The sequence below is a fragment of the Paenibacillus sp. P22 genome (assembly GCF_000469945.2).
In the GTDB taxonomy this organism is placed as follows: domain Bacteria; phylum Bacillota; class Bacilli; order Paenibacillales; family Paenibacillaceae; genus Paenibacillus_O; species Paenibacillus_O humicus.
Window position 1 is genome coordinate 40,790 of the sequence record NZ_CBRA020000032.1, and the last position, 23,004, is coordinate 63,793.

Here is a 23,004-nt window from a genome sequence, read left to right on the forward strand (position 1 = left end):
GAAAGCGGGCTGTACAGCGCGCCGATGACCGTGTCCCATGCCCGTGAAATCGCAAGGTGGAGCTACGCCCCTCCGTACGATTTTTACGATATGGGCGAAGACGACGAAACGGTCGAGGAGCTGATGCGCTATACGGCCGTTTTAAAAGGGGACGGGCTCTTCGGTTTTTATTGCCTCGGTTCATGGGCCCAGGTTCCCGCCGGGAGAGGGCTTGGCTATTACAGAGAAGGCAGCGGAGCGGTCGACATCGGTCTGGGCATGAACCCGGAGCATGCCGGAAGAGGCGAAGGAAAACGCTTCGTCTCGTATGTCGCTGCGGAAGCGGTTCGGATCGCCAGCCCTTCCCTGCTGAGGCTTACGGTGGCATCGTTCAATCTCCGAGCGAAAAAAGTATATGAACGTCTCGGTTTCCGTGTCGTCGGGAAATTCAGGTCGGGAACGGCCGAGTTCGAGGTGATGGAGCTGCTGGCGCGGGAGCATTTTCCCGCTCAGACCAGATGACCGCGAAGGGGACAGCCATGCGGTGCGGCTGTACTTCTATGGATGGCAGCCGCCTTTACCAACGGAAGAAGGAGAAATAGGTTGCCTAACCGCTGATTCTCTGGTAGGATCGAACCAACTTAGTAAACGTGTTTAAAAAGTTAGGAAAAGGAGGGACGATCGATGAGCGAGCCTCGGACGGATCCCAGTGAAATCCGCAGGACCATAACCGCAGCGATTCGATCCAGCCTGATCGCCAAGGGGCACGCGACCAAGGCCGAGCTGAGCCGCAGCCTGTCCCTCAGCTTTCCCACCATCAGCAAGTTCGTATCGCTCATGGAGAAGGAAGGAGAGCTGCGGTCCATAGGGCTGGACGATTCGAGCGGCGGCCGGCGGGCGGGCAGGTATGCGTACAATCCCGATTTCATGCTCGGCCTGGCGGTCTATCTCGAGAAGGAAGAGACCCGCTACTCCGTCTTCGACTGCATGGGAGAGGCCAGGGAGGAAGGAATCGCCCCGAGCGTGCTCACCGAGGGCATCGGAGCGCTGCAGCTGCAGGTGGAGGAGCTGATGGCGAAATATCCGAGAATGCGCTCGCTGGCCATCGGCGTTCCGGGATCGGTGAAGAATGGGAAGATCGGTTATATTCCGGGTTACGGCCGCTACGAGGGCTTGGAGCTGAAAGCCTACTTCGAGGAGAGGCTTCAGATTCCGGTCCGGGTCGAAAATGACATGAACGCCGCGGTGCTCGGTTTTGCCGCCAAGGCGGACGAAGCCGAATCGGCCTCGCTCGTGTATCTTTATTTCGGCAACAATGGACCGGGGGCGGGCATCATGGCGAACGGCACCATTCTGCGCGGGAACACCTCCTTCTCAGGCGAAATCTCCTTTGTCCCCATGGACGGACAGCGGAATTTCGGGCAGGCTTTGCAGGAGCGCGGATTTCTGGACGGGAGGACGCTGGATGAGGTCCATGTCGATGCGGTCGCCCGGCTGGTGGCTGCATTCACGGTCATCCTCAACCCGAAGCGGATCGTATTTTGCGACTCCGAGGCCGACGAGGCGCTGCTGGAGCGGATCGGCCAGAGGAGCCGCAGCTATGTTCCCCTGGAGCATCTGCCCGAGCTTGTCCACAGCCACTGGCCTTCCGACTATTTGGGCGGACTGAAGACCCTTTCCCTTGAAGCAATGATTTCTCAGGATCTATTTTCGTCAAGAACGGAAGGGTGAAACGATGGCAGCTTTCTTTTTGATCATCATCTACTTGGCCTTCATCAGTCTGGGCTTGCCCGATTCGATGCTCGGAGCGGCATGGCCGGCCCTGCACCGGGATATCGGAGCGCCGGTCTCCATGGCCGGGCTGATCTTCATGACGGTCACCGCCGGCACAATCGTATCCAGCCTGGCTACCGGAATCCTTCTTAAGCGCTTCGGCACCGGCAAGGTGACCTTGTTCAGCTGCCTCATCACGGCGGCAGCCTTGCTCGGCTTTTCCTATGCTCCGGCGACGGCCTGGCTGTTCGTTTTTGCCGTTCCGCTCGGGCTTGGAGCCGGCTGCGTCGATGCCGGGCTGAACAGCTATGTCGCGGAGCATTACAAAGCCCGGCATATGAGCTGGCTGCACTGCTTCTGGGGCGTCGGAGCTACGCTTGGGCCAGTCATCATGGCCCATTCCATCCTGGAGCGGTCGTGGAGGAACGGCTATCTCAACGTCTCGCTGATCCAGTTCGGACTCGTTCTCATCCTGCTGCTGACGCTGCCGCTGTGGGCCAAAGTCGCGCGATTGAGCCGGACGGACCAAGCGGGCGGTTCCGAGGCAACGGAGGAAAATGACCGGGCAGGAGGCGCCATTCCCTTCAAAATCAAAGGCGTCAAGCTGGCCTTGCTCTCGTTCCTGTTTTATTCCGGCGTTGAAGCCACGCTCGGCCTTTGGGGCAGCACCTATTTGTCGGAATCCAAAGGCGTGTCCGCGACGGATGCCGCCAAATGGATCTCCTTCTACTACGGGGGCATTACCGCAGGCAGGTTCCTGGCCGGCTTCGTCACCTTCAAGCTGAGCAACCGCGCGATGATCCGCGGCGGGCAGCTGCTGGCCGTGACGGGAATCGTCCTCATGCTCCTGCCTTTGCCGACCGTATTCTCGCTGATCGGGTTCGTCGTCGTGGGACTCGGGCTCGCGCCTATATTCCCCTGCATGCTGCATGAGACGCCGGTGCGCTTCGGCAAAGGTCCGTCCCAATCGATCATGGGCTTCCAGATGGCCGCCGCTTATACGGGAAGCACGCTGCTGCCGCCGCTGTTCGGCTTCATCGCCTCCCGGTCGGGCAGCGGCATCCTGCCGCTGTACCTTCTGGTCCTGGCGGCCGGACTGCTGCTGTTCTCCGAGCGGATCAACGCCTTCATGAAAAGAAGGCGAGGAGCCTCTGCAGCCGTCGCGAAGTGAGCGGATATCTCCTTGAATAGAGGAGGACGCTTGGAGGCCGGGCGGCTCGCAAGAACGTTCGATAGCGGATTGTTGGACTGTCGATATGGGGCCCATGAACGGTATTCTCTCTATCGAGGAGAACGGGAATGAGCCCGCGGCTGCCGATCGACTAAAGGCAGCCGAAAAAGCAGGAAAGGCACCCGGACCGGGTGCCTTTTGTCGGTTCATGCTCCTGTCCGAGGACGCTGCTGCTCCGACAGGCCCGCCGCCTTTACTCGTACGGATCGATCGTCTCGATCGTGCCGTCTTCCTTGTACTTGAGCTCGGCGAACTTCACGCAGCGCTTGTTGTCGGCGCCGCCGGACAGGGAGCTGTCGTGATAGAACAGATACCATTTGCCCTGGAATTCCACGATAGAGTGGTGGGTCGTCCAGCCGATAACCGGGTTAAGGATCGTGCCCTGGAACGTGAACGGTCCGCAAGGATTGTCGCCTACGGCATAGACGAGCTTGTGCGTCGTGCCGGTCGAATAGGAGAGGTAATACTTTCCGTTGTATTTGTGCATCCATGGACCTTCAAAATACCGCCGGTCCTCGTCGCCCGCGAGGATCGGCCGGCCGTCGATGTCGACGATGGAAACCTCGCTCGGCGGCTCCTGGAACGACAGCATGTCGTCGCTGAGCCGGGCCACGCGCGGTCCTAGCGCCGGGGCGTCCGGCGCCGGACCTTCGGCATCGGCGAGGAATTCCCCGGTCTGCCATTTCTCGAGCTGGCCGCCCCACAAGCCCCCGAAGTACATGTAGGCTTCGTCGCCATCGACGAACACGGCCGGGTCGATGCTGAAGCTGCCGGGAATATAGCTCGGCTGCGGCTCGAACGGGCCGGCCGGCGAGGCGCCGGTCGCGACGCCGATGCGGAAGACATGATCATGATCCCGGGCCGGGAAGAACAGGTAGTAGCGGCCGTTCCTGCAGGCCGCGTCCGGAGCCCACAGCTGCTGCTTGGCCCAGGGAATGTCCCGCAGATGAAGAACCTCGCCGTGGTCGATGCAGGGAGAGCTCTCATCCTCCATCGACAGGACGTGGTAGTCCTCCATGTCGTATTGGTCGCCGTTGTCGTTCGACACCTGCTCATGGTCCAGATCATGAGACGGATAGATGTACAGCTTGCCCTCGAATACATGCGCCGACGGGTCGGCGGTGAAGATGTGGGTTACGATAGGTTCCTTGTAGTTAACCGTTTTCATTTTCAGTCATCCCCGATGGTTGGAATCAAGTTCTCCCCTAATTTTAGCAGAACCTTCCCCGTCTCCGGCAGTCTCCGATGCTTGTGAAAAATACCGTTAAAATTGGTTTTCGGGGGAGCAACACCCATTTGACACGATTATCCGAATCCATTACGTTGATGCTAGCATTCTAGCATGACGGAAGCGAGGACTGTTGCCAGTGAGAGGGTGGGGCAATCGGCTGCTGGGCCACCTGCGGGAGACCAACACGCTACGAAATCAGATCTTCATCAGCTTTACGCTGACGATGATTCTCGTGCTGACCTTTGCAGGAGCGTTTATTTACGGAGAGGTGTCCGTGCTTCTCAAGCAAAGCGCGGAAAAGCATATCCAGCAGACCGCCATTCAGGCCAACGGGCGGCTGGATGCGCTGCTGAAGGGGATCGACTCGCTCACGACCCAGGTCGCTGCGGATTCCTATGTGCAGAAGCTGCTCTCCCGGGAGGTGCAGGGGATCCGCTCCAATTTCAACGAGCGCCAGTCGCTGCTGCAGATCGCGAACAATTACATGGCCTATTCCTCCGGCATCAGCTCGCTGGAGCTCTACACCATCGGCAACAAGCGGCTGTTCCCGCTCGACGATACGAGCCTGAACCGCATTTCCGGAGATGCGCTAGCGGCAGCGGACGAAAAGAAGGGCCGCCTCGCCTGGATCGGAATCGATCCGCGATCGCCGGACACGGTGCTCGCCGTCCGCCGCATCAACCTGCTCGATCATGCCTATTCGCCCGGCGGCTACGTGGTCGTTCATGTCAACCGGGATTACTTCAAGATGGATCAATCGGAGAGCCGAGGAGATCCGTCCAAAGGAAGGGAGTCCATGCTGCTGAGCGACGCCGAGGGCAATCCGATCCTGTCGGATATGGATGACGAGACGGCGTCTGCGGTCATCGCCCAGAGCGGCAGCACCGTGACGGTCGGCCAGGAGCGGATGCTGGCCGTCCGCCAGCATTCCGGCGTCACGGGCTGGAAGCTCGTGCTGCTCCTGCCGGTCGAGGCGGCGACGGAGGGCATCTCGGTGCTGCGAATGGCCATCTATGTGTCGATCGGAATCGCCGCTTTCGCCTTCCTGCTGCTGACGCTGCTGCTGTCGACGATGATCACGCGGCCTATCCAGCAGCTCATGAGAACGATGCGCAGCGCCCGATTCGGGGGGCTCAAGCCGATTCCGGCCGGCGACAACCGCCTGCGGACGATGGAGATCAACGAGCTGAACCACACGTACAACCGGATGGTCGACCATATGAACGAGCTGATCCAGGTCGTTTATGAGAAGGAGCTCACCCAGAGCCGCACCGAGCTCAAGGCGCTGCAGGCGCAGATCAATCCGCATTTCCTGTTCAACACGCTGGAAGCGTTTTATTGGTCGCTGGAGGAAAAAGAGGAGAGCGAGCTGGCGCGGACAATTCTCGCCATGTCGGGATTGTTCCGCTATGTCATCGGCAGCGCGGCGGCCGACGATGAGTGGGTGACCGTCCGCGACGAGGTGGAGCACACGCAGCGCTATTTGCAGATCATGAAAATGCGCCTCATCGACCGGCTGAGCTGGGACATCGACGTCGAGGAGGAGCTGCTTCAGGTGCCGATTCCAAAGCTCATCCTGCAGCCGCTCGTGGAAAATGCGATTTTGCACGGCGTGGAGAGCCGCATCGTGCCAGGATCCGTCAAAGTCCGAATTCATTCCGCCGAGCCCGGCTTCGCGACCGTGGCCGTCATCGACGACGGAATCGGGATGGACGGCGAGACGGTGATCCGGCTCATGCAGAGCCTCGATACCGTCGCTCCCCAGGATTCCAAGAAAGGGGCTGGAGTAGCCATGTCCAACGTCCAAAGGCGACTCAAGCTCCATTATCCCGGCTCCACGGATCGCGGAGGCGGGCTGCATATCGAGAGCAAGGCCGGCTCAGGCACGACAGTAAGCTTTGAGATCACGATTCCTTCGGGAGGAGACGAACGCGGATGAAAACGTTGTTGATTGTGGACGATGAGCCTCGCACGCGGCTGGGCATCCAGAAGACGCTCACCGCCTGGTCGGCGGGCCGGCACCGGATCGAGACGGCGGCGAGCGGAGTCGAGGCGCTGGAATGGCTGAAACTCAATACAGCCCATATCATCATCACGGATGTGCGGATGCCGGAGGTGGACGGGCTGCAGATGCTGGAGACGCTGGCGGGGCGCGGGCCTCTGCCCGTCATCATCGTCATTTCCGGTTATGCCGAATTCGACTATGCGCGGAAGGCGCTGCAGCTCGGGGCCTTCGACTACATTCTCAAGCCGCTGGACAAGGATATCCTGGCGGAAACCGTGCAGAGAGCGTTCGAGCTCGACGACGGCCGGGACCGCATCGATGCGATGGAGAAGCTCGTCGACGCCAAGCTGCTGGAGGTCGGCCGCGGCGAAGCGCGCTACGGCACGCCGATCAAGGACGCCATCAGCTATATCGACGCCCATCTGGAGGAGCCGATCAGCATGAAGCAGGTCGCGGAGCTGACGCATCTCAATGCGAGTTATTTCAGCGTGCTGTTCAAGGAGCAGACCGGCGTCACCTTCAGCGACTATCTCACGCGCCTAAGGCTGCAGCGGGCCAAGGAGCTGCTGGTCTCGACCCGGATGCCGATCTCCGAGATCGCCGAGAAGGTCGGCTACGGCACGGCCAAATATTTCATCAAGGTGTTCAAGGACAACGAGGGGACAAGCCCGAGGCAGTACCGGAGCCAGGTACTGGACGCCGATTCATCGATCCGATAAAAGTGGAATTTCTCCCAATCGCTGTTACTGTTGCGCTTACATGGCAAATTTTATAATTATGTATGCGGTTACAAGAACAGTGCGTCACAAAAAGGGGAGGAAACACACATGAAGCGCGTTTTATCGGCCACGACGGCTATCGTTCTGTTGTCATCTGTTCTCGCAGCATGCGGCGGCAACTCGAATTCGCCCGCCGACAATGCAGGGGCGAGCAACTCGGGTACCAGCTCCAATACGGGCTCCGCGACGGGCAAGCCTGCGGAGAAGGTCACAATCAATCTGTGGAGCTTCACGGATGAAATTCCGAACATGACGAAAAAATACCTCGAAACCCATCCCGATGCGAACGTCGACTTCAAAACGACGGTCATCGCGACGACGGACGGAGCTTACCAGCCGGCCCTCGACCAGGCGCTCGCCGGCGGCGGCAAGGACGCTCCGGACATCTATGCGGCCGAGTCCGCCTTCGTCCTCAAGTATACGCAGGGCGACGCTTCCGACTACGCGGCCAACTATGCCGATCTGGGCCTGGAGGACCAGCTGGTGAAGGATGCCGGCATCGCCCAATATTCCGTGGACATCGGCAGCAAGGACGGCCAGCTCAAGGCGCTCGCTTATCAAGCGACCGGCGGGGCGTTCATCTATCGCCGCTCGCTCGCCAAGGACGTATTCGGCACCGACGATCCCGCTGCGATCAAGACCGAGATCGGTCCCGGCTGGGACAAGTTCTTCGATGCGGCCGCGAAGCTGAAGGCCAAAGGCTACGGCATCGTCTCCGGCGACGGCGACATCTGGCATCCGATTGAAAACAGCTCCGACAAAGGCTGGCTCGTAGACGGCAAGCTGCATATCGATCCGAAGCGGGAGCAGTTCCTCGACTTCTCCAAGAAGCTGAAGGACAACGGCTATTCCAACGACACGAAGGACTGGACCGAGGGCTGGTATGCGGATATGTCCGGCACCGGCAAGCAGCCGATCTTCGGCTTCTTCGGCCCCGCCTGGCTCATCAACTACGTCATGAACGGCCAAGTGAAGGACACCAGCGGCGACTGGGCCGTAACGGAGCCGACGACAGGCTTCTTCTGGGGCGGCACCTGGCTGCTCGCGAACAAGGAAGCGGCCAAGGACGACGCCAAAAAAGCGGCCGTGGCGGATTTCGTCAAGTGGGTCACGCTTGATTCCTCCGAGACGGGCCTCCAGTACTACTGGGCGAACGGCACGATGAAGGAAGGCGAGCAGGGCACGAAGGACAGCGTAGCCTCCTCCGTCGTCATGTCCAAATCGGACGGCAAGGTCGACCTGCTGGGCGGACAGAACATGTTCGACGTCTTCGTTCCGGCCAACGCCAACGCGACAGGCAAAAACCTCACCCAATACGACGAATCGATCAACCTCATCTGGCGCGATCAGGTGCGCGAATATTCCGAAGGCAAGAAGAGCCGGGAGCAGACGATCAAGGACTTCAAGCAGAAGGTCCAGGATCAGCTCGGAATCGAAAGCGAGTAACAGCGCCAAAGGGGCGGGTCATCCCGCCCCTTATCTGAATTTGATCGATATGGGGTGAGAGCCATGCGCCGCAAGGGCGTCAGCTATTCAAAATTCGGCTATCTGTTCAGCCTGCCATTCCTGCTTGCGTTCCTGGTATTCTCGTTCTATCCCGTTCTGTATACCGCGGTCATCGGGTTTACGGATATGAAGGGAGTCATCCCGAAGCCGGTCCATTTCCTGGACCAGCCGTTCGAGAACTTCAGGTATCTTCTCTTCGACAACGTCTCCTTCCGCAAGTCGCTTTCCAACACAGCCCTCATCTGGATTCTCAACTTCATTCCCCAGATGCTGCTGGCGCTGCTGCTCACCGCCTGGTTCACGAGCCAGCGCACGAAGGTGCGGGGGCAGGGCATATTCAAAGTGCTGCTCTACATGCCGAACATCATTACGGCGAGCACGATCGCCGTCCTGTTCAACTCGCTGTTCTCGTATCCGATGGGACCGATCAACAGCCTGCTGGAGTCGCTCGGCTGGATCGACGCTCCCGTCAATTACCTGCAGGACAAGACGACGGCGCAGGGAATCGTCGCGTTCATCCAGTTCTGGATGTGGTACGGCAACACGATGATCATCCTCATCGCAGGCGTCATGGGCATCAACCCCGCGCTGTTCGAGGCCGCCTCCATCGACGGGGCGAACGGATGGCAGATCTTTTTCCGCGTGACGCTGCCGAGCCTGCGGACGATCATGCTCTATACGCTGATCACATCGATGATCGGCGGCCTGCAGCTGTTCGACATTCCGCAGCTGTTCCTGTACGGCGGGCCGGACGACGCGACGCTGACGACCTCCGTGTTCATCTACGGTCAGGCGTTCAAGGGCAGCTACATGTACAACCGCGCCGCTGCCGCCAGCATGATCATGTTCATCATTGCGGCCGTGCTGTCGGCCCTGCTGTTCTACCTCATGCGCGACCGCGATGCGGCTAAAGCCAAAAAAGCGGCTAAAAATCGGAATAAAGCTGCTGAAGCGGCGGCAAGGGGGATGTAAGGCGTGGCCAACCTTCAAAAAAGCGCGGGAGTCTCCCTTCGCATCAACAAAACAATCGTTTATGTCGTCTGCATCATCCTGTCGCTGCTGAGCATCCTGCCCTTCTGGATCATGTTCGTCAACGCCACCCGCTCCACGGCGGAAATCCAAAGCGGCCTTTCCCTGCTGCCTTCGGTCCACATGAAGACCAATCTGGACGTGCTGCTCAGCAAGAGCTTCGATCCGCTCAAGGGCTTTTTCAACTCGCTGATCATCTCGGGCTTCTCGACGATCTGCGCGGTCTACTTCTCGTCGCTGACCGCTTATGCCCTGGTCGCCTACAACTGGAGGATGCGCCAGGCGTTCTTCACCTTCATCATGCTCGTCATGATGATTCCGGCCCAGGCGAGCGCGATCGGCTTCTACAAGATGATGTACCAGCTGCACTGGACCAACAGCTTCCTGCCGCTCATCCTGCCGTCCATCGCAGCGCCGGCGATCGTGTTCTTCATGCGGCAGTATCTGCTCGCGACGCTGTCCATCGAGATGGTGGAGGCATCGCGGATCGACGGCGCGGGCGAGTTCTACACCTTCAACCGCATCGTCCTGCCGATCATGGTTCCGGCGATCGCCACTCAGGCGATCTTCGCCTTCGTGGCGAGCTGGAACAACCTGTTCATGCCGCTCATCCTCCTCACGGACAAGAGCAAGTACACCTTGCCGATCATGGTCAGCCTGCTCAAGGGGGATATCTACAAGACGGAATTCGGCTCGATCTACATGGGGCTGTCTCTGACCGTGCTGCCGCTGTTTGTGATATACTTCCTGCTGTCGAGATATATTATCGCGGGCGTAGCGCTTGGCGGAGTGAAGGAGTAAGGCGCTCATTCCGTCCGGAGCTCATCCTGCGAGCGGGTTGGTGGAGGCTATGAACGTGGGCAAAAAAATCCGAGCGGTCGCGGCTCTTGCAGCCGCCCTGGCTCTCATGATGTCCGGATGCGTAAAAGGCTCGGGCGGCGATTCCGAAGGGACTGGCGGGGAAGCCGGCCAGACGGTGACGATCAATATGATGCATCTGTGGCCGGAGGGCGGCGCATCGGGCCAGCACCAGATCGTGAACAAGATCGTCGCCGAGTATGAGGCGGAGAATCCCGGCGTCACGATCAAGCAGGAAGTGCTGGACAATGAGCGGTACAAGGCCAAGATCAGGGTGCTCTCCGCCGTCAACGAGCTGCCGGATGTCGGCCTCACCTGGGCGGCCGGTTATTTGCAGGATTTCGTCCAAGGCGGGCTGTTCACGCCTCTTGACGATCTGCTGCACGGCGAGCTGCAGGACTCGTTCATTCCGGGCACGACGGAAGCCTATATGGCAGGCGGCAAAACGTACGCGCTGCCGCTGGAATTCAATATCGCTCCCGTCTATTACAACAAGCGCATCTTCGAGAAATACGGCCTGCAGCCTCCCGCCACCTACGACGAGTTTCTGAAGATCGTGAAGACGCTCGCGGACCATGGCGTCGTGCCGATCGCGCTGGGCAACAAGGACCGCTGGACGGGCTCTCTCTGGTACATGTACCTGGCGGACCGCATCGCCGGAACGGAGAAGCTGGCGAGCGCCATCAAGGGCGCCTCCTCCTTCACCGAGCCCGGCCTGGTCGAGGCGGCCAGGCGCGTGCAGGATCTGGTCGCCATGAATGCCTTCAACAAAGGCTTCAACGGCCTGTCGAACGACGAAGTGAAAGCGGAATATATGAACAGCGAGGCGGCCATGTATCTGATGGGCACCTGGGAGCTCCCGAACTACACGACGAGCGCCAACATCCCGCAGGACTTCCGCGACAGCATGGGCTTTTTCAAATTTCCGACGATAGCCGGCGGCAAGGGCAATATCGACGGCTGGGTAGGCGGTCCGGGCGTCGGCCTGTTCGTCGCCGAGAACTCCCCGGTCCGGGAAGAAGCGAAGAAGTTCGTAAAGTACTTCGTGAAGCGATGGGGCGAGGAGTCGGTCAACGGCGCCGGCGTCATCCCGGCCACCAAGGTGGACACGTCCAAGATCGAGCTGCCGCAGCTGTACGTCGACCTGCTCAAGGAAGTGAACAAGGCGACGAGCATTACGCTGTTCGCCGACGTGCAGATGGCGGGCGCCGCCGCCGAGGTCCACCTGAACCAGATCCAGGCGCTGTTCGGGGGCGAGATCACTCCGGCCGACTTCGCCAAGGCTCATGATGCGGCCTTCAAAACGGGGAAATAAGAGGCTGCCCGAAGGGAAGGCCGCTGAAAAAGGTGTCGCTGCGCATGCGGATCATTTTTCCGATCGCTGTTGTTCCCCAAATTCTCTGATTTACCGCCACTAGCGGTTGAATTTCGGGGACAAAGGCGAGCACGTTCGTTTCTCCAGAATGATTCCGCATCCTTTGCTTCTTTTTCAGAGGCCTCCACGAAGGGAGGCCTCTTTGCTTTTCATAGAGGGAAAAGGGCTTGGAATGATGTTGGCTGATGCCGGATGGCTCCGCACTGCCCATAATCTGCCTAGAAAAGCGGCCATAAAAAGGGACGAAACCGATAAAGCTCCAGTTTCGTCCCTTTTTGCTGTGTTGGCATGAATGCCAGCAGTTTTTCTTAATCCAACCCAAATGATGAAAGTTTTCATTTTCGGCTAATCAGTAATGTGATTACAAACGAAATTTGAATGGAGATAGTAACCAGTAGAGAAAAAATTATGATATGGTCACCTTCAGCATTGCTATAACGAAATATAAGGGTAAAGATCAATGTCAATATGAAAGTGCATATTAAGGATAGGACAAAGCAGGATAGTTTCTTCATCTTGTTAATATTAACTCCTTTTAAAAAATAAATGACTCACCAGCCCGCTGGAGTGGATTTGAAGAGATTGCTGAGACTAGTTGTTCGGTAGCTATGTCTCTTGCCTCGCCGGTATCATTTGTTGATTCTTTTGCAAGATTAATCTGTTTAAAAAAATGTATATTTTTAGCCAATAAAAAGGAATAGTACTTCAGCACTACATTTACACTATTTTACAGATATTGAAGAAACGACGACCGAACCTAAATGAGTGATTGACAAAATAACTCAAGGAAAAGCAGTTCATTATCTGCCTATTCCTTTGTTGTAATTCTTTTTTAAACCAACGGTCATTTCCACTGTTCCTGCTTCTAGGCTTGAACATGTAAGCCTGGTGGTCGGGCAGTTTGTTTTGTCTGCAATTTGCTTGAGAAGGCTGTATGGGCAGGTAAAAAAAACAGGAGAAAACCGAGCAGGGCTCGGTTTCTCCTGTTTTGTTGCTTCAATCTTATTTAGTCATTCGAAAGCTTACTTCTGCTCGCTCAGCATCTGGCGCAGAACGGTCTGCAGAATGCCGCCGTTGCGGTAGTAGTCGACCTCGACCAGGGAGTCCAGACGGACGGTAACCTGGAATTGGAAGGTGCTGCCGTCTTCCCGCGTAGCGACGACGGTCACTTTGTCGCCAGGCTTCACGTCGTTGCTCAGGCCTTCAATGTCGAAGGTCTCGCGTCCCGTGATGCCGAGCGTTTTCCAGCCTTGGCCTTCCTGGAAGCAGAGCGGCAGAACGCCCATGCCGACCAGGTTCGCGCGGTGGATCCGCTCGAAGCTCTCGGTGATGACGGCTTTGACGCCGAGCAGGAACGTGCCTTTGGCTGCCCAGTCGCGGGAGCTGCCGGTGCCGTACTCTTTGCCGCCGATGACGATGAGGTTCGTCTTGTCGGCTTGATATTTCATCGAACCTTCGTAGACGGACGTCACTTCATCCGTCGGCAGGTAAGTCGTGTAGCTGCCCTCGGTGCCCGGAGCGACCTGGTTGCGGATGCGGATGTTGGCGAACGTTCCGCGAACCATGACCTCGTGATGGCCGCGGCGGGATCCGTAGGAGTTGAAGTCCTTCTTCTCGACGCCGTGCTCGATGAGGTACTTGCCGCCCGGATAGTCGGCGCGGATGCTGCCTGCAGGGGAGATATGGTCCGTCGTGACGGAATCGCCCAGCAGCAGGAGCGTCTTGGCATGCTTGATGTCCTCGACATCGCGGATGCCGTCCGCCAGGCTGTCGAAGAACGGCGGGTTGGCGATGTACGTGGAGTTCTCATCCCACTCGTACAGCTCGCCCTGCGGAACCGGAATCTGGTTCCAGCGCTCGTTGTGCGTGTAGACATTGTCGTACTTGTCGCGGAACATCTGAGGCGTAATCGCGGAGCTTGCCGCGTTCGCGATCTCCTCGGAGGAAGGCCAGATGTCGCGCAGGTATACAGGCTCGCCCTGCTGGTCGTGGCCGATCGGATCGTTCGCGAAGTCGATGTCGACCGTGCCGGCCAGTGCGTAAGCGACTACGAGCGGCGGAGACGCCAGGTAGTTGGCTTTGATCTGGGCATGGATGCGGCCCTCGAAGTTCCGGTTGCCGGACAGGACGGCAGCGACCGTCATGTCGTTGTCGGCGATCGCTTGGCTGATCTCGTCCGGCAGCGGGCCGGAGTTGCCGATGCAGGTCGCGCAGCCGTAGCCCGCCACGTAGAAGCCGAGCTTCTCGAGGTAAGGCAGCAGGCCGGACTTCGTGAGGTAGTCGGTTACGACAAGGGATCCCGGAGTCAGGGAGCTCTTCACGTATTCCGGCTTCACGAGGCCTTTTTCAACGGCTTTCTTGGCCACGAGGCCGGCGCCCAGCATAACGCTAGGGTTGGACGTGTTCGTGCAGCTCGTGATGGCTGCCAGCACGACGGCGCCGGTGCCCATTTGGCTCACTTTTCCGTTTTTGTGCTTCACTTCGACGACTTCTTCGATCTTGGCGTCGGACAGGCCGTAGCCGCCTTTGTCGACCGGCGTGCGGACCGTGTTGCTCCAAGCTTCCTTCATGGCGGTCAGCTCGATGCGGTCCTGAGGACGCTTCGGACCGGCCAGGGAAGGAACGATCGTGGACAGGTCGAGCTCGATGACGTCGGTGAACGTCGGATCCGGCGTGTCGTCCGTGCGGAACATGCCTTGAGCCTTGTAGTAAGCCTCGACCAGCTCGATCTGCTCTTCCGTGCGGCCCGTCTGGCGCAGGAAATTCAGCGTGATGGCGTCGACCGGGAAGAAGCCGACCGTGGCGCCGTATTCCGGAGCCATGTTGGCGACCGTCGCGCGGTCAGGCAGGCTGATGTTGGAGAGGCCGTCGCCGAAGAATTCCACGAACTTGCCGACAACGCCGCGCTTGCGGAGAATCTCGGTAACCGTCAGGGCAAGGTCGGTCGCCGTAGCGCCTTCCGCCAGCATGCCGGTCAGCTTGAAGCCGATGACCTCGGGAGCGACGAAGTAGAGCGGCTGGCCGAGCATGCCGGCTTCGGCCTCGATGCCGCCGACGCCCCAGCCTACGATGCCGAGGCCGTTGATCATCGTCGTGTGGGAGTCCGTGCCGACGAGGGAGTCCGGGAAGACGACCGTTTCGCCGTCAATCACCTTCGTCGTGGCTACGGAAGCGAGATATTCCAGGTTGACCTGGTGGACGATGCCCGTATCCGGCGGTACCGCGCGGAAGTTGTCGAACGCGGTTTGCGCCCAGCGGAAGAACTTGTAGCGCTCGGCGTTGCGCTCGAATTCGATTTTCTGGTTGATTTCCAGAGCGTCAGGCGAGCCGAAGGCGTCAACCATGACGGAGTGGTCGATGACGAGGTCGACCGGCACGAGCGGGTTGATCTTCTTCGGATCTCCGCCGGCTTTCTTGACCGTCTCGCGCATGGCCGCAAGATCGACGACAACCGGCACGCCGGTGAGATCCTGCAGGACGATACGGGACGGAATGAACGGGATTTCCTTGTCTTCGCGCTTCTCGGCCCAGCTCATGAGCTGTTTCACGTGATCGGCAGTGATGCCGCGTCCGTCGAACTGGCGCACGGCGCCTTCGAGCAGGACCTTGATGGAGACCGGAAGCTTGGAGATGGCTCCGTGTCCCTTCTCTTCCAGACCTTGAAGGCTGTAGTAAGTGTAGGACTTACCGCCGACTTCAAGCGTAGAACGGACCGAGTACTGATTTTGCAATGGCATCTAGCTTTGCTCCCCTCAGGCAATTTGCAATTAGGAAACGAAAAGGACGGCTGCGGGAAAGGTGTTGCCACAGCTGGGTTTCCGGAATGAAACGCGTCAAAAAAACGGCGCTTGGCAGCAACCGAGTCGAGGTTTCATTCCGTGAAACTTCATTTCAAAACCGCTATATTCCCATTATAGACGGAAAAGAAAAGAACGTAAAGGGAAGAAAGCGGAATCCAAAAGGCTTTTGCTGCGTATGAACCTTGGTGGGGCCGCCTTAGTATTTGCAGTCGGCGGCGGGGAAGATTATCATTTGGAGGAAGGCAATAATTGGCTGACTCTCGGGAGGGACTTTAAGTGGACCTGACGCAGGAAGACCGCCAGTCGGAAGCCAGACTGGACCGGTTCAAGAAGTTCTTCATCAACAACAAATTCGTGCTGTTCCTGCTGGTTCTGCTGCTTGTCGGGATCAACATCCTTGTATTCGCGCATATTACGTTCATCTTTGTTCCGCTGCTCGTGCTGGCGAAGACGGTGCTGCTGCCGATGCTTCTCGCTGGAGTCGCTTATTACCTCCTCAATCCGCTCGTCGATTGGATGGAGAAGCAGGGCATGAAGCGCGGATGGGTCATCGCGGCGCTGTACGTCATCATCATCGGCCTGCTGACGCTGCTCATTACGATCGTCGTTCCGATCATCCGGGAGCAATTGACGAGTCTCGTGGACAATATTCCCGTCTATACGAAGTATGTCCAAGACAAGACGACTTATTATCTCGGAAGCGATCTCGTGACCCAGCTTCAGACGAACCTCAATTACGATCCGCAAAAGATCGCGCAGGAGCTGTCGAGCAGAGCCGGCAAAATCCTCCAGAGCACGCTGGCCAACATCGGCGGCTTTCTCGGCACGGTGACGGAATTCGTCCTGGCGATCGTCACGCTGCCGTTCATCCTGTTCTACATGCTCAAGGACGGCAAGAAGCTGCCGATCTTCTTCACGGCCATGCTGCCTACGACGATGCGGGGAGAGACACGCCGCGTACTGACGGAGTCCAATCATCAGATCAGCTCCTATATCCGCGGCCAGATCATCGTGAGCCTATGCATCGGAGCGCTGCTGTTCATCGGATATTTGATCATCGGACTGGACTACGCGCTTGTGCTCGCCATCGTAGCTGCTTGCACGGCCGTCGTTCCCTATATCGGGCCTGCCATCGCCATCACGCCGGCGCTCGTCGTAGCCGCCTTCACCTCTCCGATCATGCTGCTGAAGATGGTCGTCGTATGGACTTGCGTGCAGCTGATCGAAGGCAAGTTCATCTCGCCGCAGGTCATGGGCAAGACGCTGAGCATCCACCCGATTACAATCATCTTCGTCATCCTTACCTCGGGCAAGCTGTTCGGTTTCCTCGGGATCATTCTCGCCGTGCCCGGCTATGCGGTGCTCAAGGTATTCGTCACTCATCTGTTCCAGTGGTTCATGGTCCGTTCCAAGCTGTACGGCCCCGAGCCGGAATACAAGATTCTCGGCGTAAAGCGCGACGAGGACTAGCTGGCGGTTCCATGAAAAAAAAGCCTCTGCGCAAGCAGAGGCTTTTTCATTGGCCTGCCATGGAATCGGCTGATTACTGGGCAGGGTTGCTGCGCACCTGCGACAGATGGCTGCGCAGCTGATAGGCCTTCCAGCGGGAGAGGGACACGCGCTTCGCTTCGGGGCCGGTGCTGCCGAAGTAGACGGCTCCCTCTTCGATTCCGCTGATCTTGGCTGTATTCACGTAACATCCCGAAGCGACCGGATAGAACAGTCCGTTCCGGCACAACCGGTTGATCTGGTCGGCAGACATTTTCTTTTTAATATTGTAGTTGCTGCCGTGGAAGCTTACAAGTCCGAAGGAGCCGAGCCTGTAATACAGAATGTCCGTCTCTACATCAAAGTCCTCGTACACATTGCGGTCGTTTGATGGCACGTTAATCATTCCGTTATCCCCCTTGCTTGGTAAGAAAGTGGCGTTTGATAACGCTTTCATATCATAGCATAGGCCGAAGGTTTTGGGAAGGATAGGATTCGAAACGCAGTCGGGCAAGAAACGAGAAGCCCTGTACCGGCTTCATTTAAAGGCGAACGCCTGTTCAGCGCATGAACCTTCCTGTAGAATAGAGAGGCAAGCTAAAAGAAATCGGGTGAACCATGACTATCCCCCAGAAATTCTTTGCCAATATAGAAGAAGCTTCGACTTATATCATTGATGTGCTCAGCAGGCTTCTCATGCTGGATTCCATTTTCATCGCCACCAACGACGGCAAGGTCAACGAGATCATCAAGGCGTTCAACCGCAGCGAAATCCTCGTCGGCGAAGGAACGAGGCTCCCGTTCGAGGAGAGCTACTGCAGCCTTGTCGTGAAGAACAGCACAGGACTTCTTTATATCCCTCATACGACGAACGATGGCCTCGCCAGACATATGGAGGTTACGGCCGTTATGGGCAACCGATCCTTCATCGGCGTCCCGATCGTGCTGGCGAGCGGCCGCTCCTACGGAACCGTCTGCGGCCTGCACAAGCCGGGGCATGTATTCAGCGAGGCGGATATCAAGGCGATCAGCGCCATGGCTGTATTTTTGTCCTACATCGTGGAAATGGAGAACAAAGTCCGGGATCAGAGCAAGCTCCAGAAGTCGCTGCTGCGCGAGAAGCAATACGCCGAATCGTTGTCCAGATGGCTGAAGCAGGAGAACGATCTTACGCGAGGCAAGCTGAACTGGAGCTCGGACCTGCTGGCCATGCTGAGCCATGAAATCCGCAACTCCGTGAGCGGGATCGCCGGCATGACGGAGCTGATTCAGAACACGGCCTTGTCGGAGGAGCAGGTCGGCTATCTCAAGCTGATCGAAGCCGGCAACCGCACGCTGACGACGCTGCTGGACAACATTCTGGATTACAGCAAGCTGGAGGCCGGCAAGATGAGCCTGGAGGAGCAGCCGTTCGATCTGGTCTCGCTCATCGAGGAAACCGTGTATTTGTACGCATCCAAAGCCTCCTCCAGAGGGCTTGAGCTGATCATCGACCTGCCTCCGGATTTGCCTGTATTTTACGGCGATTCAGGCAAGATCAAGCAGATGCTGGCCAATCTGCTCAGCAACGCGATCAAGTTCACGGACAGGGGCGAGATTGCCGTGTCGGTGCAGACGGCTCCGGGAACAACCGGGGACAGCCTGTTCGTGGCCATCTCCGTCAAGGACAGCGGCATCGGCATCGAAGAGTCCAGAATCAAGGAGATGTTCGGCAAATATGCCCAGGTCCATGAATCCCGCCCGGATCGGGATTACAAGGGCACGGGGCTCGGGCTGGCCATCAGCAAGAATCTGGCCGAGCTGCTCGGAGGCAGCATTGAGGCGCGCAGCGTGCTGGGGCAAGGCACCGAGGTCGGATTCACGCTTGACCTGACCAAGCAGTCCATGCCTTCGAGCTCTTACGGCAGCGCCATGCTGCGGGGCAAGTCCTTGCTCATAGTCGACGATCATGCAGGAACGCTGGAGTCGCTGTCGAGATTGGCCGAGCGCTGGGACATGTCGGTCAAGGCCGTCCGGACGGCCGAAGAAGCGCTGGCCTGTTTTGAAATTGGGCAGAAGTTCGATCTGGCTCTGATCGACGACATGCCGGGATCGATGGCGGCAGCGGAGCTGGCGGAAAGGCTGCGCGGCCAGCAGCCCGAGCTGCCTCTCGTGCTGCTGGCGCCGCTCGGCAAGCCGTTGCCCGATGAGGTGCGGCAGCTGTTCAGCTCGGCCGTCGCCAAGCCGGTGCGGCAGCTTCATCTGCTCAATGCGATTGCCTCGCTCCAAGCGGCGCGTTCATGAGACGAGAAGAGCGTGGCTGCGATTGCTTCGCGGGCGGCAGCCCCGTTTTGAACCAATACGAAAAAGCGCCCGTTTTCCGGGCGCTTTTTTCGTCTTATCGGGCGGACCAGAGATCGGGTCCGCCTTCTTTGGTTGTTTTCAGCTCAGGCTTCTTCCCACAGGCGGCGCAGGTTGGCCAGCCCGGCTCTGGCGCCGAGGCGGCAATCCTCGAGGCCCTCGAACTCGACGGATACGTATCCGTCATAGCCGGAAGACTTGACGATGCGGACGACCTCCGGCATGTCGATGTCCCCATTGCCGATTACCGCGCCGCGCAGGTAGCTGCCGCCGGCCGTGCGGAACTAGCCCTCGCCCGGATTGCGGTAGGAAGGACGCAGGTAGAAGTCCTTGAAGTGGACGACGGAAGCGATAGGAAGATTGGCCTTCACGGCCGCGACCGAGTTCTCGTCGGCGCACATGAAGTTGCCCACATCGAGCGTCGTCCGGAAGTTGGGACGGTCAACCGCTTCGACGAGAGCCTGGACGCGGTCGCTGTGCTGGATGAAGTAGCCGTGGTTCTCGACGCTCGTCGTAATGCCGAAGCCTGCGGCATAATCGGCGATTTCGCGGCAGGCCGCAGCAAGCTTATCCAGGGAACGGTTGAAGTTGCCGATCGACAGATCGGTGTCGCTGGCCACGTCATGCCGCATGAAGCGGGCGCCGAGCGCTGCGGCGATGTCTACCTGCTCCTTGATCCGCTGGATCTCGGCACGATAGTTCTCCTCCGACAGGCCCTGGAAATTAGCCCCGACGGCATAGTTGGAAACAGCGATTCCGCGCTGCGCCGCCCGCTCCACGATCTGGCCGACAAGCTCGGGGTTGCCGGTAAGCTCATAGCCGAGAGGAACGATCTCCACATGCTCGCCGCCATGCTCCGCGGTGAAGTCGATGACGTCGAGAACGGTCATCTCACCCGCTCTGAGCGCCTGGTAAAGGCTGTAGGTGCTGAGTCCGAGCTTCATGGGAACGTCACCTCGCGTCCTTGGGCAGCCGATTCATAGATCGCGCCCAGTATTTTCATGATCTCGACGCCGTCCTCGACCGGACTGATCGGCTGCTTGCCGTTCGCCGCGCAATCGACGAAATGGTCGATCTCGCTCTGGAAGGCGCGGTTCATCTGCATGCCCTTGCTGTCCGTCTGCGGATAGGTATTGAGGATGATGTCGTTTTTCTCGGTGACCATGACGACCTCGGGATCGATCTCGAAGCCGCCCTTCGTGCCGAACAGCTTGACGATGCCTTCATCCTTGACCGTATGCAAGGAGAAGCTGACGTCGACGAGCAGGGAGGCTCCGTTCTCGAATCGAATCAGCGCGTTGGCCATATCCTCGACATCGTTGAGCTCGGCGTTGTAGTCCGCGGCCTGATAACGGGACAGATGCTTGATGTTGGCGCGGTTGCCAGATGCTTGTATTCGTTGGCGCTGACCGACTTCACCTTGGGACGGCCCATCAGATACCAGCACAGGTCGATGACATGCACGCCGATATCGATGACAGGTCCGCCGCCGGAGCGGGACTTGTCGGAGAACCAGCCGCCGGGATTGCCCATGCGGCGGATGTACGAAGCTTTGGCGAAGTACAGGTCGCCGAACTCGCCGTTCTCCACGAACGAATGGAGCATCAGGGCGTTGGGATCGTAGCGGCGGACGAAGCCGACCATCAGCTGCTTGCCGGAGCGCTTCACCGCATCCTGAATCCGATAAGCCTCTTCGACGGTACGGCAGAGCGGCTTCTCCACGAGGACATGCTTGCCGGCGTCCAGCGCGGCGATGCTGATCTCCGCATGGGTGTTGTTCCACGTGCAGATGCTGACCGCCTCCACGTCCGGATCCGCGAGCAGCTCGCGGTAATCGGCGTATACTTTGGTGGCGCCGTATTTGTCCGCGACGGTCTGGGCTCTCTCCCGATTCATGTCGCAGATGGCGTAGATCTCGCTGTTTTTGTTGGCCGCATAAGACTGCAGGTGGAACTCGGAGATGGATCCCGTTCCGATGACGCCGATTCGGATACTCATGCTTGCTTCACTCCCCATTGGCTTGGTAACCTTATATAGTGAAAGTATAGCGGCGCCATCTTCATTCGGCATGGGTGATCATGCGCTCTATTAGTACAATTGTGCGGTTCGCGGCTGCCCCGGCAGCCGGCGGAAACCAGCCCTAGAAGGAGGACCGGCCGATGGAACGCCCCCTTTCGCTACTGGAGGAAATGAGCATGCCCGACCCGAACTTCCCGGTCAAGCTGTGCACCTCGCGCTTTGCGGGACGCGGCCGGATTCTGTTCGAGGCTCATTGGCACAATCATATGGAGCTTCTCTACATCCGTTCGGGGCATGCAATCGTGGAATGCAACTACACTTCCTACGAAGCCGGACCCGGCGATCTGATCGCGGTGAACAGCAACGATATCCATATGGGCATCCTGCTGTCGGACGAGATCGAATACGACTGCCTTATCGCCGATCTGGGCTTGCTGCAAAGCCTGTCTCCAGACGCGGCCGAAACCAAATACATCACGCCGATCGTTCAGAACCGCATCCTGTTCCGCAACGTCATTCGCGGAGACGGGCAGCTGAACGCCTGCATGGAGCAGCTGGAGGGCGAGTTCGCCTGGCGCCAGCCGGGCTTCGAGCTGTCGGTGAAATCGCTGCTGTACCGGCTGCTGACGCTGCTGCTGCGGGGCTATGTCGAGGTCAGGCTGACCGAGCCGGAGTCGCGCGCGCGGCTGCGCAACCTGGAGCGGTTCCGGCCGATCTTCCATCATATCGAGACGCATTACACGGAGGAGCTGACGGTGGATTCGCTGGCGGGGCTCGCTTCGCTCAGCCGGTTCCACTTCAGCCGGCTGTTCCGCCAGCTGACGGGGCGCACCGTCACCGACTACGTCAACCGGATCCGCATCAACAAATCCGAGGATCTGCTCCGCAATACGGAGAAGACGATCGCCGAGATCGCGATGGCTGCGGGCTACAACGACCTGAGTTATTTCAGCCGCACGTTCCGCCGCTACCGGGGGCTGGCGCCGTCTGAGGTCCGGGTGCAGCGGTAGCGGCGCGTCCGGACGGAACGGACAAAGAACATCTTGCCCAGCTGCAAAAATGAGACAGGGGAAACAAGGGTCGATTTCTCCCAAGAAACAGGACGGATGCTGCGGCAGGAACCGTCTTCCGCGGATGGGGCTGGGGAAATTTGTTGGATGGAGCAGCAACATTGTTATTGCCAGCGGAACCAGCCCTGACAAATCCCCATGCAAGCGCTGGAATTGTCTTGCTGCTTATAAAGCTTTCATGACGGCCCCTGCTTTAGTGGGTGGATCGCCGAGGCAAGAGGAATAAGACGAGAAAACCGTCTAACTCGCCGCTGGAGAGCCGAAGCAAAGGGAATAAGACGAAAAAATCGTCTTATTCGCTGCTGGAGAGCCGAGGCAAGGAGATTAAGACGAAAAAATCGTCTTATTCGCCGCTGGAGCGCCGAGGCAAGGGGAATAAGACGAAAAAATCGTCTTATTCGCCGCTGGAGAGCCGAAGCAAGGAGAATAAGACGAAAAAATCGTCTTATTCGCCGCTGGAGCGCCGAGGCAAGGGGAATAAGACGAAAAAATCGTCTTATTCGCCGCTGGAGCGCCGAGGC

General features: G+C 58.4%; 16 protein-coding genes and 2 pseudogenes. 12 read left to right on the top strand and 6 right to left on the bottom strand.

The window, feature by feature from the left end; all coding sequences use genetic code 11:
- Positions 1 to 24 precede the first annotated feature (24 nt).
- The 3 genes from BN871_RS06955 (at position 25) to BN871_RS06965 (ending at position 2,923) form a co-directional block, all read left to right on the top strand.
- Entirely contained in the window at positions 25 to 501 is a 477-nt protein-coding gene (locus BN871_RS06955) for a GNAT family N-acetyltransferase (protein ID WP_048745135.1), read from the top strand.
- Positions 502 to 663: 162 nt separating this feature from the next.
- A complete protein-coding gene (locus BN871_RS06960; RefSeq protein WP_048745136.1) occupies positions 664 to 1,710 on the top strand; it encodes an ROK family protein in 1,047 nt (348 codons plus the stop codon).
- A 4-nt stretch (positions 1,711 to 1,714) separates the two neighbouring features.
- A complete protein-coding gene (locus BN871_RS06965; RefSeq protein ID WP_048745137.1) occupies positions 1,715 to 2,923 on the top strand; it encodes a sugar MFS transporter in 1,209 nt (402 codons plus the stop codon).
- Between the two features lie 253 nt (positions 2,924 to 3,176).
- Here BN871_RS06965 and BN871_RS06970 read toward each other — a convergent pair whose 3' ends face one another.
- Entirely contained in the window at positions 3,177 to 4,151 is a 975-nt protein-coding gene (locus tag BN871_RS06970; protein WP_048745138.1) for a glycoside hydrolase family 43 protein, read from the bottom strand.
- 199 nt (positions 4,152 to 4,350) lie between these two features.
- On the opposite strand from BN871_RS06970, the gene BN871_RS06975 reads away from it, so the two are divergent.
- The 6 genes from BN871_RS06975 to BN871_RS07000 all read left to right on the top strand — a co-directional run bounded on the left by BN871_RS06975 (position 4,351) and on the right by BN871_RS07000 (position 11,706).
- A complete protein-coding gene (locus BN871_RS06975; RefSeq protein WP_332310202.1) occupies positions 4,351 to 6,153 on the top strand; it encodes a histidine kinase in 1,803 nt (600 codons plus the stop codon).
- Positions 6,150 to 6,938, top strand: coding sequence for a response regulator (locus tag BN871_RS06980; protein WP_021878254.1), 789 nt, complete (start codon positions 6,150 to 6,152; stop codon positions 6,936 to 6,938). Before BN871_RS06975 ends, BN871_RS06980 begins: the two co-directional genes overlap by 4 nt.
- Before the next feature lie 108 nt (positions 6,939 to 7,046).
- On the top strand, positions 7,047 to 8,444 hold the full coding sequence (locus tag BN871_RS06985) for an ABC transporter substrate-binding protein (protein ID WP_048745139.1): 1,398 nt from the start codon (positions 7,047 to 7,049) through the stop codon (positions 8,442 to 8,444).
- 63 nt (positions 8,445 to 8,507) lie between these two features.
- On the top strand, positions 8,508 to 9,476 hold the full coding sequence (locus tag BN871_RS06990; protein ID WP_048745140.1) for a carbohydrate ABC transporter permease: 969 nt from the start codon (positions 8,508 to 8,510) through the stop codon (positions 9,474 to 9,476).
- Between the two features lie 3 nt (positions 9,477 to 9,479).
- The gene (locus tag BN871_RS06995) at positions 9,480 to 10,334 is read left to right on the top strand and encodes a carbohydrate ABC transporter permease (RefSeq protein WP_048745141.1); all 855 of its coding nucleotides are present in this window, start codon (positions 9,480 to 9,482) and stop codon (positions 10,332 to 10,334) included.
- Between the two features lie 55 nt (positions 10,335 to 10,389).
- Positions 10,390 to 11,706 carry an extracellular solute-binding protein gene (locus BN871_RS07000; RefSeq protein WP_373864557.1) on the top strand — a complete coding sequence of 439 codons (1,317 nt, stop codon included), beginning with the start codon at positions 10,390 to 10,392 and terminating at the stop codon, positions 11,704 to 11,706.
- 1,082 nt (positions 11,707 to 12,788) lie between these two features.
- Here the strand turns inward: BN871_RS07000 and acnA are convergent.
- On the bottom strand, positions 12,789 to 15,503 hold the full coding sequence (gene acnA / locus BN871_RS07005; RefSeq protein WP_021878248.1) for an aconitate hydratase AcnA: 2,715 nt from the start codon (positions 15,501 to 15,503) through the stop codon (positions 12,789 to 12,791).
- A gap of 339 nt (positions 15,504 to 15,842) precedes the next feature.
- Here acnA and BN871_RS07010 point away from each other — a divergent pair, with 339 nt between their 5' ends.
- Entirely contained in the window at positions 15,843 to 17,036 is a 1,194-nt protein-coding gene (locus tag BN871_RS07010; RefSeq protein ID WP_021878247.1) for an AI-2E family transporter, read from the top strand.
- A gap of 73 nt (positions 17,037 to 17,109) precedes the next feature.
- Here the strand turns inward: BN871_RS07010 and BN871_RS07015 are convergent, their stop codons facing one another.
- Positions 17,110 to 17,460, bottom strand: coding sequence for a hypothetical protein (locus BN871_RS07015; RefSeq protein WP_021878246.1), 351 nt, complete (start codon positions 17,458 to 17,460; stop codon positions 17,110 to 17,112).
- 212 nt (positions 17,461 to 17,672) lie between these two features.
- On the opposite strand from BN871_RS07015, the gene BN871_RS07020 reads away from it, so the two are divergent.
- Positions 17,673 to 19,337, top strand: a complete 1,665-nt coding sequence (locus tag BN871_RS07020; protein ID WP_021878245.1) for an ATP-binding protein — start codon at positions 17,673 to 17,675, stop codon at positions 19,335 to 19,337.
- Between the two features lie 143 nt (positions 19,338 to 19,480).
- Here BN871_RS07020 and BN871_RS07025 read toward each other — a convergent pair.
- Both BN871_RS07025 and BN871_RS07030 read right to left on the bottom strand, forming a co-directional pair.
- Positions 19,481 to 20,338: pseudogene (locus tag BN871_RS07025) on the bottom strand (sugar phosphate isomerase/epimerase family protein).
- Positions 20,335 to 21,392, bottom strand: a pseudogene (locus BN871_RS07030) (Gfo/Idh/MocA family protein). The pseudogenes BN871_RS07025 and BN871_RS07030 overlap by 4 nt, the downstream one beginning before the upstream one ends.
- 161 nt (positions 21,393 to 21,553) lie before the next feature.
- Here BN871_RS07030 and BN871_RS07035 point away from each other — a divergent pair.
- The gene (locus BN871_RS07035) at positions 21,554 to 22,423 is read left to right on the top strand and encodes an AraC family transcriptional regulator (RefSeq protein ID WP_048745143.1); all 870 of its coding nucleotides are present in this window, start codon (positions 21,554 to 21,556) and stop codon (positions 22,421 to 22,423) included.
- 384 nt (positions 22,424 to 22,807) lie between these two features.
- Here BN871_RS07035 and BN871_RS28905 read toward each other — a convergent pair.
- On the bottom strand, positions 22,808 to 23,004 hold a 197-nt coding region (locus BN871_RS28905; protein WP_232312874.1), incomplete at its 5' end, for a hypothetical protein.